This window comes from Variovorax sp. GW458-11-26-14-LB1, assembly GCF_059423965.1.
The window spans coordinates 94100-106687 of sequence record NZ_JBWKYW010000007.1 but is presented as its reverse complement, the minus strand read 5'-3'; the positions used below and the strand labels follow the sequence as shown (position 1 = coordinate 106687).

The 12588-nt window shown below is 69.4% G+C and carries 11 protein-coding genes; 3 read left to right on the top strand and 8 right to left on the bottom strand.

Features of this window, described 5'->3' with window-relative positions; all coding sequences use genetic code 11:
- Positions 1-21: 21 nt before the first annotated feature.
- The 4 genes from AC07YS_RS07430 to AC07YS_RS07415 all read right to left on the bottom strand — a co-directional run bounded on the left by AC07YS_RS07430 (position 22) and on the right by AC07YS_RS07415 (position 4098).
- A complete protein-coding gene (locus AC07YS_RS07430) occupies positions 22-486 on the bottom strand; it encodes a hypothetical protein (protein ID WP_062471967.1) in 465 nt (154 codons plus the stop codon).
- Positions 487-779: 293 nt separating this feature from the next.
- On the bottom strand, positions 780-989 hold the full coding sequence (locus AC07YS_RS07425) for a hypothetical protein (protein ID WP_487848509.1): 210 nt from the start codon (positions 987-989) through the stop codon (positions 780-782).
- 168 nt (positions 990-1157) lie between these two features.
- Positions 1158-2363 carry a porin gene (locus tag AC07YS_RS07420; protein WP_495268402.1) on the bottom strand — a complete coding sequence of 402 codons (1206 nt, stop codon included), beginning with the start codon at positions 2361-2363 and terminating at the stop codon, positions 1158-1160.
- 157 nt (positions 2364-2520) lie between these two features.
- Positions 2521-4098 carry an amidohydrolase family protein gene (locus tag AC07YS_RS07415; RefSeq protein ID WP_495273879.1) on the bottom strand — a complete coding sequence of 526 codons (1578 nt, stop codon included), beginning with the start codon at positions 4096-4098 and terminating at the stop codon, positions 2521-2523.
- A 100-nt stretch (positions 4099-4198) separates the two neighbouring features.
- On the opposite strand from AC07YS_RS07415, the gene AC07YS_RS07410 reads away from it, so the two are divergent.
- The 3 genes from AC07YS_RS07410 to AC07YS_RS07400 all read left to right on the top strand — a co-directional run bounded on the left by AC07YS_RS07410 (position 4199) and on the right by AC07YS_RS07400 (position 7660).
- Complete coding sequence (locus AC07YS_RS07410; protein ID WP_495267792.1) at positions 4199-5128, top strand: LysR family transcriptional regulator; 930 nt, start codon at positions 4199-4201, stop codon at positions 5126-5128.
- Positions 5129-5228: 100 nt separating this feature from the next.
- Positions 5229-6647 carry an amidohydrolase family protein gene (locus tag AC07YS_RS07405; protein WP_495267791.1) on the top strand — a complete coding sequence of 473 codons (1419 nt, stop codon included), beginning with the start codon at positions 5229-5231 and terminating at the stop codon, positions 6645-6647.
- 35 nt (positions 6648-6682) lie between these two features.
- Positions 6683-7660: a Bug family tripartite tricarboxylate transporter substrate binding protein gene (locus AC07YS_RS07400; protein ID WP_495267790.1), complete on the top strand. Its 978-nt coding sequence runs from the start codon at positions 6683-6685 to the stop codon at positions 7658-7660.
- A gap of 34 nt (positions 7661-7694) precedes the next feature.
- Here the strand turns inward: AC07YS_RS07400 and AC07YS_RS07395 are convergent, their stop codons facing one another.
- The 4 genes from AC07YS_RS07395 to AC07YS_RS07380 form a co-directional block, all read right to left on the bottom strand.
- Positions 7695-9470 carry an amidohydrolase gene (locus AC07YS_RS07395; protein WP_495267789.1) on the bottom strand — a complete coding sequence of 592 codons (1776 nt, stop codon included), beginning with the start codon at positions 9468-9470 and terminating at the stop codon, positions 7695-7697.
- A 9-nt stretch (positions 9471-9479) separates the two neighbouring features.
- Positions 9480-10502 (bottom strand): porin, encoded by a 1023-nt coding sequence (locus AC07YS_RS07390; RefSeq protein WP_495267788.1) that lies wholly within the window; start codon positions 10500-10502, stop codon positions 9480-9482.
- A 34-nt stretch (positions 10503-10536) separates the two neighbouring features.
- Complete coding sequence (locus tag AC07YS_RS07385; protein ID WP_492696727.1) at positions 10537-11523, bottom strand: Bug family tripartite tricarboxylate transporter substrate binding protein; 987 nt, start codon at positions 11521-11523, stop codon at positions 10537-10539.
- Between the two features lie 69 nt (positions 11524-11592).
- On the bottom strand, positions 11593-12582 hold the full coding sequence (locus tag AC07YS_RS07380) for a quinone oxidoreductase family protein (protein WP_495267787.1): 990 nt from the start codon (positions 12580-12582) through the stop codon (positions 11593-11595).
- Positions 12583-12588: the final 6 nt, after the last annotated feature.

Sequence of the window (12588 nt, the reverse complement as noted above, 5' to 3'; positions counted from 1 at the left end):
GAGGGTGCGCCGGTCGGCCGCTCAGGGCTCCTGCGGCGCGGTGCCTTCGGATGGCGGCCGGTCGGCGGGCAACCTGCCCAGCCGCGACGAGGTCGCGCGCTCCGTGCGGATCTTGCGCAACGTGTTCGTCAACGCCTGCGGGCTCGTGTTGAGCTGCCTCGCCGCCTTGGCCGGACGCATGCCCTCGACCAGCACCAGCCGCGCGGCGGCGAGGGAGGGGGTGGCCTGCAGGTGCAGCAGCTCGGCCACCTGCCAGAACTCGGCCGAGGTGAAGGTGCCGAGGTCCGGCGGCAACGAGCGCGAAGGGACGGCCTGGCGTTTCTCGAAAACGCAGTGGGGCGCCGGGTCCATCTGCCCGACCCGCGCGACCAAGGCCTCGAGGTAGGCCTGCGTGGCGGGGGTGTTGGAAACCCAGTTCGAATGGATGACCAGCTTCGTCCCGTCGTCGGGGAACGTGTGCTCCCAGCTGACCCTCAACTCCGTCATGGCTGGCTGCGGAACGAGCGCATCGTGGGGCGGCTCGTTTCCATGTGATTTTTTTGCATTCGTGCAGTATGTCGCGATAACTCGCGCATTCTTTTGTAGATGTCGCCAGTGTGACCGATGAAGGTGGGTTTTATCCCGGACTTTCGGTGTAGGCGAATGGAAAGACGGGCTGCCTCGCGGCGATGTGGCACGCGATGCCAGGCGGCCGCCGGAGGCGGGTCAAGAAGGGCGCACGACCACGCGCCGCGCGCGGCCGGCGCGGCGGGGGCTGTCTTCCTTGCGGTCTGTCCGCCCTAGGCCGATGCGGCCGATGGCTGGGCGGGTGCGGCCTGCGGTTGTTCCTGCGAGGTGCGAACCGGTGCGGGGGGACCGCAGTCGTCCGGCATCTTGCGCGAGGTGCCTCTCACGAGGTGGCGGGGCACGTGGTGTGTCTTGATGAAAAGCGCCAGCGCCTCGCTGCGCGCGGGCTCGGAGACCGGTAGAAACATGTGCAAAGCGCTCATGGTGTCGTTCCGTCGATGCCAGGCAGGAAGGCGGCGCACCCGCTTGTGCCGGGTGGATGGCGACCCCTGGCATGGCCGCCCGGCAGGCATTATGGGCGCTTGAATCAACCCCGTTAACACCGATGTTTTCGGGCGCCCGCGGTGCCGATGCCCAGACGCCCCGGCCTGCTAGAACGCGTGGCGGATGCCGAAGTCGTAGCCCGTGGAGGTCTTCGGCGTGAGCCCCGCGCTCTGCACGAAGGCCGGACCGCCCGTGGTGAGCGCCGCGCCGTTCTTGTTGCGCACGTGGCCCACGGTCGCGTACAGCGCGGTGCGCTTGGACAGGTTGTGCACGTAGCCCAGTGCCAGCTTGCCGGCCTTCGGGTTCTTTGCTGCGCCGAACGGTGCGCCGGTGTTGTCCTGGTCGTAGGTGACGTGCGAGTACGCCGCCCGGATCAGCCCGGCGCCGACCGGCACGGTGACGCCGACGACGTAGCCCTTGAGGTCCACCTCGCGCAGGCCGCCGCCGAGCGCGGGCTGCGCCAGGTCGCGCGCGTGCCGCGAGCGCGACCACTCGCCGAAGAGCTTGACGCTGCCGAAGCGGTACGAGGCGCCGAGGTTCATCGTCTTCACCGAATCGGTGCTGCCTGCGTAGTAGTTGTCGGCGACGGTGCTGTCACCGTAGGCCACGGCCAGCTGCAGCGGTCCGCTCGCGTAGCCCAGGCGCCCGCCGATGTAGCGGCCTGTACGAGAAGGCGCGACCGTACCGGGGTTGCGCGCGCCGGTGACGGGGTTCACGCCCGGTGGCGTCGCGGTGCCGGGAGCGTAGCTGTCGCGCTCGTGCAGCGCGTACTGCAGCTGCCCGTGAAAGCCACCGAGGTTCGGCGGCAGGAAGTAGCCGATGGAATTGCTCGCCCGCACGTAGTTCGCGTTGCCCGCGAAGGCGGTATTGGCCGCGAGGATCAGATTGCCGCCGGCACCGTTGGTGTTGATCGGGTCGAACAGCGTGTCGTTCCAGAAGGTCGGCGTGAAGTCGCGGCCCAGGCGGATCTCGCCGAAGCCGCCCGAGAGGCTCACGGTCGAGCGGCGCGAGAAGTTCGCGATGCCCATGGCACCGTCGTCGTTGGTGATCGGGGCTTCGAGCCAGAAGCTGGCGGCCAGGCCGCCGCCGAGGTCTTCGGTGCCGCGAAAGCCAAGGCGGCTGGTGCTGTAGCCGGAGTGGCCGAGGGCGGTGCGGCGCACGGTCACGGCAGGCGTGAGGCCGCGCGGGTCTTCGGAGCGGTTCGAATAGCTGCTGACCATCGCATCGATCACGCCGAAGACGGTGACCGAGGATTGGGCGGATGCGGCACCGGCCAGGGAGACGGTGGCCAGGGCGATCAGGGATTTGTTCATCGCATGAATTCCAGAAAGTGGGAAGGCGCAGGACGAGCGGCGCTACGACAGCCCGGGAGCGGGCTGCACGGAGGTGTTCAGTGAGCAGAGGTGAAGAGGGCGCGCGCGACGAGAACGTCACGCGGCGCCCGCAGGCCGGGGTGGCCTGCGCGGCGCGCTAGGTCGTGAAGGTGATGCTGGCCTGCTGCGGCCCGATGCGCTGCTGCGCGGCCACCTGCTGCGCCTTGAGCTTCGCCCAGTCGACGCCGAGCATCTTTCCGTGCCGCTTGCGCGCGGTGCCGGCGACCCACACGCTGTCGATGTCGGTCTGCGATGCGAAGTTCATCACCCGGTCGGCCAGGCTGCCCAGCATGGCGAAGCCGATGCGGTCGGTGCGCAGCAGCACCAGGTCGGCGCGCTTGCCGACCGTGAGGCTGCCCGTGACGTCGCCCAGCCGCACGGCCCTGGCGCCGAGCGCGGTGGCGAAGTCGAGCGTGTCTTCCGATTTGTAGTCGCGCACGATCTCGCGGCCTTCGGGCTCGAGGAAGAGGCTGAGGAACGCGCAGCGCACGTGCTCGAAGTAGTCCTGCTGCAGCACCGAGTTCACGTCGATGCCGATGCCGGTGGCCACGCCGGCATGGCGCGCGCGGCCGTGCGCGGAGGCCATGAGGTGCGGCGTCATCATGTAGGGGAACTCGCCGACCACCGTGGCGCAGAGCATGCCGCCGGTATCGCGCAGCATCTTGAGCTCTTCATCGGTGAGGCGGTTGCCGTGCGACGCGTGGTAGTCGGGCCCGAGCAGGCCGGCCTCGTGCAGGTCGACGATGCCGGAGCCGCGGTGCCCGATGGTGCCGGCCGGCTGGGGCTGCGCCGTCTTGTGCACGTGCGCGGCAAGCATCTTCACGCCGGTGGCGCGGGCGCGTTCCCATTCCCTGCGCACCTCGGCCAAGGGGCGGCCGGTGGCGTTCGAGGGCGCCAGGCCCAGCTGCAGCAGGCCGTTGCTGTCGGAGAACAGCTCCTTCTGCAGCCGCTCGACGGTCTTCCAGTTGGTTTCGGTTGTCGTGTTGAGGTCGGCATGCACGCGGGCCGTCGGGATCGTCGAGCCCGGCCCGAAGGCGGTTGCGCGCCCGAGTTGGAAGGTGAACCAGCCGGCCACGCCCGAGTCCTTGACGCCGCGTGCCGCGGCCAGCGCTTTTTCTTCGGTGGGCTGGCCGTGGGCGTAGTCGAGCACGGTCGTCACGCCCGCGTCGATGGCCTGCAGGCCGCCGATCAGTTCCGCAAGGTAGTTGTCCTCGGGCGTCATGCAGGCCATGGTGCGCCGCTGCCAGCCGATGTAGCCCTTGGCGTAGGCATTGGGTTCGGCCTTGACGATGCGCCCTGCATCCAGGCCATGCCACATGTGGCGGTGGCCGTCGATCATGCCGGGCATCAGGATCATGCCGCGCGCCTCGATCACCTCGGCATCGCCGGCGGGCAGGCGCTTGCCGATGGCGGCGATCTTGCCGTTCTCGACCAGCACGTCGGTCGCCTGCAGCTCCTTGTTCAGCGGGTCCATCGTGAGCAGGTCGGCGCCGCGGATCAGCGTACGTCGCGCGGGGCCGCGTGGCGACGCAGCGGGCTTCGGCGTTTGCGCCATCGCCTGCGGCGCAAAGGCCGCTGCGGCGGCAGCGCCGGCCGACAGTCCGAGGAAAGCCTTGCGGGTCAATCCGGCCGGTGGCGCCGAGCCCGGGGGCGGGGCGATCTTGGGTGGGGTCATGTCTCGTTCCGTGGTTGTAAGAGTCCGAGGATGTTGACATTTTCATTTTTGACAATAAACATCGCTCGAAGAAAAAACTGTTTTCCTGAGAGGAAAGAATATGGACCGCCTCACGGCCATGTGTGTGTTCCGCAAGGTGGTTGAGCGCGGCAGTTTCACGGTCGCCGCCGAGCAGATGCGCATGTCCAACGCGTCGGTGAGCAAGTACGTGGCGGCGCTCGAAAACCACATCGGCACGCCGCTCCTGGCGCGCACCACGCGGCGCATCAATCTCACCGATGCCGGGCGCAGCTACTACGACAAGTGCGTGCGCATCCTCGACGACGTGGAAGAGGCCGAGAAGTCCGCCGGCCAGCTGCAGACCACGCCGCGCGGGCTGCTGAAGGTGCGCGCGCCGGTGTCGCTCGGCACGGCGCACCTGGGCCGCACGGTGGCGGATTTCCTGGCCGGCTTTCCCGAGGTGACGATCGACATGACGCTCAACGACCGCTTCGTCGATCCGGCGGAAGAGGGCGTCGATGTGGCGCTGTTCATCGCCGACCACGTGAAGGACGCGACCGGTGCCACCCGCGCCATCGCGAAGATGCCGCGCATGCTGGTCGCTGCGCCGGCCTACCTGGAGGCACGCGGCGCGCCCGATACGTTGGCGGACCTCGTGCGTCACAACTGCCTGGTCTACACGCGCGGCCAGACGCCCGACGAGTGGCGCTTCACCGAGGCCGGCAGCGAACGCATGGTGCGCGTGGGCGGCAACTGCCGCTGCAACAACAGCCTGGTGCTGCGCGAGGCGCTGCTGGCCGGCGCGGGCATCGGCCTGTTGCCCGCGTTCCTCGTGACGGGCCACCTCGCCGACGGCAACCTGCACACCGTGCTGCCCGGCGTGGTGCCCGAACCGCGCACGCTGTTCGCTGTGTTCCCGCAGCCGCGCCGGCCCTCGCCGAAGGTGCGCGAGTTCGTGAACTTCGTGGCGCGCAGCTTTGCGGCCGACAGCCAGTGGCAGCTCGAAGCCGACGACGCGGCCGTGGCATAGATTTTTTCCTACCAAGAAATCATTTCTTTCTTTGGACGCCGTTTATTGATCGAAACGAAAACGTCAACATCCTCGGACCCTTTGAAACACCGAGTGAGACATGACGCATACCCTGATCAAGAACGCCAGCATCCTGACGCGAGACCCGAAGCTCGGAGACCTGCACGGCAGTGACCTGCTGATCGAAGGCGACCGCATCGCCGCCGTCGGCCCGAACCTGCAGGCGCCACCCGACGCCGAGGTCATCGATGCGAAAGGCATGGTGCTCATGCCGGGCCTGATCGACGGCCACCGCCACGTCTGGGAGATCATCGACATGGGCCGCCTGGTGAAAACGCGCCCGGCCGAGTACGCGCCCTACTACCAGCAGTGGAAGATGCGCACCATCGTCTCGATGACGCCCGAGGACAACTACCTCGCCGAACTGATCGGCGGCCTGCAGGCCATCGACTCCGGTGTGACCACCGTGCTCGACTACGCGCACGGCCAGCCCAGCGAAGACCGCGCCATGGCTGCCGCGCAGGGTCTGCGCGACTCCGGCATTGCCGGCTGGTTCGCGTTCCAGCTCGGCGTGTCGTCTTCGTACAAGCCGGGCGATACCGTGTCGCTGGCCAAGGCCGACGGCGAGCGCATCGCCATGACCAACGAGTCGCACTGGAAGACCGCCGAACGGCTGCAGAAGGAACTGTTCTCCGACAGCACGGCCCTGCTGCAGCTCGGCCTGGCCCCCAGCGGCAACAACGGCAGCCGCATCGACGACATCCGCAAGGAATGGACGCGTGCGCGCGGCATGGGCGTGAAGATGCTCGCGGCCCACATCCACAAGCCGGAGCAACCGCACGCACCGGGCGTGATGGGCCACCGCGACTCGGGCATGCCCGATCTGCACGAAGCCGGCCTGCTCGGCCCCGACTACCAGGCCACCCACGCCAACCGGCTCACGTCGGACGAGCTGAAGATGCTGCGCGACACCGGCGGCATGATCTGCGCGACCGCGATGGGCGAGTTCCCGTACGTGATGTCGCCGAGCAAGGGCCCGTCGGTGCACGGGCGTGCGCGCGCGGCCGGCGTGCCCACGGGCATGGGCATCGACATCTCGCTGGCGCTCACGGGCGATTACTTCGAGCACATCCGCGCCACGTTCTGGAGCCTGTACCTCGACCCCGAGTGCCGCGGGTACGTCGGCCGGTACACGTCGGAAGACATTCTGGACTTCGCCACCTCGATGGGCGCGCAGGCCGTGCGACTGGGCGGCGTGACGGGCACCATCACCGTCGGCAAGCGCGCCGACCTCGTGCTGCTGAGCACCGACCGCATCGGCTTCGGCATGGCCGGCAGCCTGGCGGACCGCGTCGTCACCTTCGCGGGCACGCCCGATGTCGACAGCGTGTGGATCGCCGGCAAGGCGCGCAAGCGGCACGGCAAGATGCTCGGTGTCGATTGGGCGAACCTCAAGGCCCGGCTGGTGGAAGCGCAAGAGCGCGTGGGGGCCCAGGCCGCCAGCATCAGGTTCGTCTGAGGCATTGCCGCACGCCCGCCTTCGAAGACCCCATCATGAAAAAAATACTGAGACTCTTCGCGTTCGCCGCGCTGCAACTTGGCGCCGTGGCTTCGCATGCGCAGGCCACCGACACCTGGCCAACCCGGCCGGTGCGCATCGTGCACGGCTTCGCACCCGGCGGCCCCATCGACCACCTGGCGCGCCTGCTGGCTGCGCAGTTCCACGAGCACTTCAAGCACTCGGCCATCGTCGAGGCGAAGCCGGGCGCGGGGGGCACCATGGCCGCGCGCTACGTGGCGCGCAGCGCACCCGACGGCTACACGCTCTTTCTCATGGCCTCCGGCCATGCGGCGGCGCCCAGCCTGTACGGCGCGTTGCCCTACGACGCGGTGAACGACTTCACCATGATCTCGATGGTGGCGCAGAGCCCGTTCGCGATCATCGCGAACCCCAACGCCAAGTTCGCGACGGTGCAGGAACTGATGAAGAAGGCCAAGGCCGCGCCCGGCACCATCGACTACGGCTCGGGTGGCAACGGCAGCGGCATGCACCTGGCCGCGGCGCTGCTGCAGTCGCGGGCTGGCGTTCGCTTCAACCACGTGCCCTACCGCGGCGGCAGCGCCACCGCGCTGGCGGTCGTGAGCGGCGAGGTGCCGATCATCGTCACGTCGATGGCCGGCATGAGCGCCTACATCGACAGCGGCAAGGTCAAGCCACTGGCCGTGACCTCGCGCCAGCGCTTCGCGCTGTACCCCGACGTGCCGACCATTGCAGAAACCGTGCTGCCCGACTTCGATGTGACCGCCTGGTACGCACTGGGCGCGCCGAAGAACCTGCCGCCAGCCATCGTCGCGAAGCTCGCCGAGATGGTGCGCGTCACGCTCAAGCGCCCCGAGGTCGCCGAAGGCCTGCGGCTGCAGGCGGCCGATGCGTGGTCCACCACGCCGGCCGAGGCGCAGGCTTTCGTCGCGAAGGAAGTGACGCGCTGGACCCAGGTGGTCCGCGACGAGAAGATCTCGGCGCAGAACTGAGACGCGGCCGGCCATGCGCTCCGAGGGCAACCGATCAATGGCGAGCTGGCACGCCTTCGGCTTCGTCGCCGTGGTCGTGCAGGTGGCCGATGGCCTTCAGCACGCGCGCATCGGTGTGCGGCGGCAAGGCGGCACCATGGCGCGGCGCCACGTGCACGGGCTTGCCGTCGACGAAGGTCAGCACGGAGCGGATCTTGTGGATGTCGTCGGGCGCCACGGTGAGGAAGGGCGCGTCGAGCACCGCGAAGTCCGCGAGCTTGCCGGCCGTCAGCGAACCGCGATGCGGCTCGCTGAAGGTGAGCCACGCGGCGTTGGCCGTGTACAGGCGCAAGGCTTCCTCGCGCGTGAGCAGGAGGTCGGCGCGGCGCTGCACGGCGCCTCCGACGGCGCGGCCCGTCACGTGGTACCCGATGGCGCGCCACACGTTGATCACACCGACGCGCGTGGAATCGGTGCCGCCGGCCACCCTCAGGCCCTTTTGCAGCGCCAGCCGGGTGGGCGGCGAGGCCTGCGCAGCCTCGGCGCCGTGCGCCTCCTGGATCGCCGGAGCCTCGAAGTACGGGCCCATCTGCACCGTGTACGCCATGCCCAGCTTGCGCATGCGTTCGAAGGTCTGTTCGGAGCCCGTGTTGATGTGCGTGATGGCCCAGCGCAAATCTTTGAAGGGACGCGTCTGCGCGACCTTCTCGAGCACATCGAGGATGGCCTTCGCGCCGTCTTCGGTGTAGGCGTGGATCTCCAGCGGATAGCGGCGCTCGGCCGCGAACAGCGCGGCCCGGGCCAGCTCGTCGCGCGCCGACTGCGGCGGGTTGAAGCCGGCGCTCATGCGCACGCCGTCGTTCATGCCGAAGGCCAGCACTTCGCCCACGCCGAGAAAGCGCAGCATGTCGTCGCCGAACAGCGGCGGCAGGTAGGCCAGGCTGGTCTGGAACCAGGCGGTCTCGTTGCCGGGCGCGAGGGCCGATGCGCGGTAGGCGACGCGCACAGTCAGCGCCTTGTCGCGCCACAGCGAGAACAGCGGGCTGTAGATCGCGTGGTCGCCCGCGGCCGGGTCGACGACGCCGGTCACGCCCAGGCGGTTGAGCTCGCGGAAGAAGGCCTGCAGGCTGGCGCGGTTTTCGGCTTCGGGGCGCGCACTGATGCGTGCGAACAGCGCAGAGAAAGGCCCGATGCCGCCGAACAGCTTGCCGGTGGCACGGCCTTGCGCGTCGCGTTCGACCGTGATGCCGGGAGGCAGCGCAGCGCCAGTGTTCAGCCCCAGCATGTCGATCGCCTGGTTGTTGACGACGGCGTAGTCGTACAGGTACTGCACGTAGGCCGGGTTGTGCGGCAGGGCGGTGCTCAGGTCCTGCGGCGTCGGCGCGCGCTGCTCGGCGAACTGCGCCGGATGCCAGGCGCCCATCACCGCGACCCATCGGCCGGGCCCGCGCTTTGCGGCGTCTTGGGTGAGCTGGTCGAGTGCGCCGGACAGCGTGGTCTGTTCGTACCAGTAGCTCTCGAAGGTGAACCCCTGGCCGCCGCGGATGGCATGGATGTGCGCATCGATGAGCCCAGGCACCACCGTCTTGCCACCCAGGTCGATGACGCGGGTGTGCGCGGTGCGCAGCTTGCGGATCGTGGCGTTCGAGCCCACCGCGACGATGCGGTTGCCGCGCACCGCGAGCGCTTGCGCGCGGGGCTTCGCCGGGTCCATCGTGAGGAGCTCGCCGTTGAGCAACAGCGTGTCGGCCGCCAGCGCCGTGGGCAGCCACAGCAGCGCGAGCGCCGCCGCGGCGGCCGCGACGAGCCGTGGTCGTATCGGTCGTTTCATGGGCTGCGTTCAGAAGGCGTGGTTCACGCCGAGCTGAATGCCCGACGAGCGCTGGCCCGGCACACCGGCCGGCGACGAATCGGCCACCACATAGGCAGCATTGCCGCGGTTGCTGATGCGCGAGTAGGCGCTGTACAGCGTGGTGCGCTTGCTCAGGTGGTGCGCGTAGCCGATGGCGAACTGGCGCGCGGTGCCGTCGGTCTCGAGGCCGGGGCCGGAGCGCTCGGAGCGCGCGAACGACACGCGGATCTGCCCCGCGCAGACGGGAACCGACGCGCCGATCAGCGCGTTCGTCTGCCGCTCGCGTCCCAGCCGATGGCGCAGGTAGTTGGCATAGGCCTTGACGACGCCGAAGTCGTAGCTGCCGCCGACGGTCGCCGTGCGGTAGTCGTCGACGCCGATGGCGGTCTGGCCGTAAGCGGCGGCCACGTTGAGCGGGCCCGACTCGTAGCCCAGCCGCCCGCCGCGGTAGCCGGCGCCCTGCGTGCCTTCAGCCGCTGCGAACATGAACTGCCCGTACAGGCCGCCGAGGCCGCGCGGCAGAAAGTAGCCGGCCGAGTTGCTGGCGCGAGCCTGCGTGCGGGCGCGGCCCAGGCCGAGCGGCCAGCCTTCGACGATGTTGCTGCTGCCGCCCACGCCGACCGTGCCGAAGGGCGAGAAGCTCGACACGTTCCAGAACGTGGGCGTGTAGTCGCGGCCCAGGCGCAGCTCGCCGAGGTCCTTGCTCATCAGGCTCACGGTGGAGCGCCGGCCGAATCCGCCTTGCGTCTCGCCGGTGTCGGGCAGCACGGCGGTCTCGAGCCAGAAGCCGGCCGCGAGCCCGCCGCCCAGGTCTTCCACGCCGCGAAAGCCCAGGCGGCTGGGCAGCAGGTAGCCGCCCTGGTCCATGGCCTTGGTCGAGGCGTTGCCTGCCTTCGAGTAGGTGAAGTTCAGGTCGATGCTGCCGAACACCGTGACGGACGATTGGCCGTGCGCGACGCCGAGCGCGCCCGTGGCCGCGAGGGCAAGCAGAAGTTTGTGTGGTCGTCTCATGTTTTTCTTTCGAAGCGCAGCGGTCGAGGGGTGATCAGCTGTCGATGCGGATGCCGGCGCGGCGGATGAGCGCGGTGGTCGCCACGATCTCTTCGCGCACCTGCTGCGCGAAGGCCTGCTGCGGCATCGGTGCGGCGTCGGCACCGAGCTTGTCCAGGCGCGCGCGCACCTCGCTGGTCTTCAGGGCGCGCACGGTCTCGGCATGCAGGTGCGCCACGGTGCGCTCCGGCGTCCTGGCGGCCACGAACATGCCGACCCAGAACAGGTGGTCCGCATCACCGAAGCCGCTTTCGGCGGTGGTCGGCACCTGCGGCAGCAGCGGTGAACGCTTCGGTGCGCCGATGGCCAGCGCGGCGAGCTTGCCGCCTTGCACCAACGGGGCGGCCAGCGCCAGCGGGGCCAGGAACCAGTCGAGCCGCCCGCCCATGAGATCGGTGAGCGCCTGCGGCGTGCCGCGGTACGGGATGTGCGCGACCTCGATGCCGGTCGCGATGCGGAACTTCTCGCCCGCGATGTGCGAGGCGCTGCCGCTGCCTGAAGAGCCGTACACGAACTTCTGCGGGCCGGCCTTCACCTTGCGCACGAGGTCCTGCAGCGAGGTGAAGCCGCGGTCGGGCGGCACCACCAGCACATTGGGCATCGACGCCAGCATGGTGACCGGCGTGAAGTCGTTCAGCGTGTCGTACTTGAGTCCGGGGTAGAGCGCGGCGTTCGCCACGTGGCCGGTCGAGTGGATGAGCACCGTGTGGCCGTCGGCCGCGGCATTGACCACCGCGCTGGCGCCGAGCGTGCCGCCCGCACCGGGGCGGTTGTCGACCACGCAAGGCTGGCCGAGGGACTGCTGCAGCCGTTCGCCGACGATGCGGCCCACCACGTCGGTGGTCGATCCGGCGGTGAAGGGAATGACCAGCTTCACGGGCTGGCTCGGGTAGGCGGGCTGCGCAAAGAGCGTGGCGGGAAGGGTGGCGATGCCGCCTGCGGCTGCCGTGAGGCGAAGCAATGTCCTGCGATGGGTGTCCATCGTTGTCTCCTTGTTGTTCGTGGGGAAGGGCCTGCCTGCGGGCAGGCCCCGAAGTGATGCGTGGGACGCTCAGGGCGCCAGCACCAGCCGCTCCATCGAGCCTTCGAGCACCTGCAGGTAGGCCTGGCGCGCGCGGTCCAGCGGCAGCACCGAGCCGTCGTTCACGTCGAAGCCCTGCAGGCTGCCGTCCTCGAAGCCGGGCAGCAGCGTGCGAAACACATCCGCGCACTGGCTGGCCGTGAGCTTCAGGCTGTCCACGCCGAGCATGTGCAGGTCGCGGCGGTAGAAGGCCATGATGTCGAAGGGCACATTGCGGTCGGGCGTGGAGATCAGGATCTGCGTGCCGCCCACCTTGAGTGCGCCGAGCGCCGCCGCGAAGTAGGGCGAGCCGACGGTGTTGTAGGCAATGTCCACGCCTTTGCCATCGGTCATCGACAGCACGGTCTGCGCGATGTCGTCGCGCGTGCCGTCGATCACCTCGACCTGCGCGCTCGCATGGCCTGTGTATTGGGTGGCGCCGCGTTCGACGCCGATCACGCGCGCGCCGGCCCGCGTGGCCAACTGCACGGTGGCCTGCCCGACCTTGCCGTTCGAGCCCAGCACCAGCACGGTCTGGCCGGGGCCTGCGAGGTGGGCCCGGCGCAGCCCTTCGTAGGCCGTCACGAAGGGCACGCCCACCGTGGCCGCCGAAGCCATGGCGATGCGCTCGGGCTTGGCGACGAGCGCGGCCACGGGCAGAGCGAGGTAGCGCGCATGCGTGCCGTCGCGCGTGATGCCGAGGTCGCCGCCGGTGCCCCAGACGGCGCGGCCGATCCACTCCGACGGGCCGGCGACCACGCGCCCGGCGTAGTCGCGGCCCGGCGTGCGGGGCCAGATGGCGTAGGGCATCAGGCCCAGCGCCGCCTTGACGTCGCTCGGGTTGATCGCCGCAGCGAGGACTTCGACGATGGCGCAGCCGGCCGGTGTCTCGGGCTGTGCGATGTCGACCAGGTCGGGATTCAGTGCTTCGGGGCTCGGGGCCTTGGCGCTGAGGCGAAGGGCGCGCGGTGGTGTGCTCATGGTGCG

Excerpts from the sequence above, each read along its gene's own strand:
- AC07YS_RS07430 (WP_062471967.1), bottom strand. The coding sequence starts at position 486 with ATGACGGAGTTGAGGGTCAGCTGGGAGCACACGTTCCCCGACGACGGG.
- AC07YS_RS07425 (WP_487848509.1), bottom strand. The coding sequence starts at position 989 with ATGAGCGCTTTGCACATGTTTCTACCGGTCTCCGAGCCCGCGCGCAGC.
- AC07YS_RS07420 (WP_495268402.1), bottom strand. The coding sequence starts at position 2,363 with ATGAACAAATCCCTGATCGCCCTGGCCACCGTCTCCCTGGCCGGTGCC.
- AC07YS_RS07415 (WP_495273879.1), bottom strand. The coding sequence starts at position 4,098 with ATGACCCCACCCAAGATCGCCCCGCCCCCGGGCTCGGCGCCACCGGCC.
- AC07YS_RS07410 (WP_495267792.1), top strand. The coding sequence starts at position 4,199 with ATGGACCGCCTCACGGCCATGTGTGTGTTCCGCAAGGTGGTTGAGCGC.
- AC07YS_RS07405 (WP_495267791.1), top strand. The coding sequence starts at position 5,229 with ATGACGCATACCCTGATCAAGAACGCCAGCATCCTGACGCGAGACCCG.
- AC07YS_RS07400 (WP_495267790.1), top strand. The coding sequence starts at position 6,683 with ATGAAAAAAATACTGAGACTCTTCGCGTTCGCCGCGCTGCAACTTGGC.
- AC07YS_RS07395 (WP_495267789.1), bottom strand. The coding sequence starts at position 9,470 with ATGAAACGACCGATACGACCACGGCTCGTCGCGGCCGCCGCGGCGGCG.
- AC07YS_RS07390 (WP_495267788.1), bottom strand. The coding sequence starts at position 10,502 with ATGAGACGACCACACAAACTTCTGCTTGCCCTCGCGGCCACGGGCGCG.
- AC07YS_RS07385 (WP_492696727.1), bottom strand. The coding sequence starts at position 11,523 with ATGGACACCCATCGCAGGACATTGCTTCGCCTCACGGCAGCCGCAGGC.
- AC07YS_RS07380 (WP_495267787.1), bottom strand. The coding sequence starts at position 12,582 with ATGAGCACACCACCGCGCGCCCTTCGCCTCAGCGCCAAGGCCCCGAGC.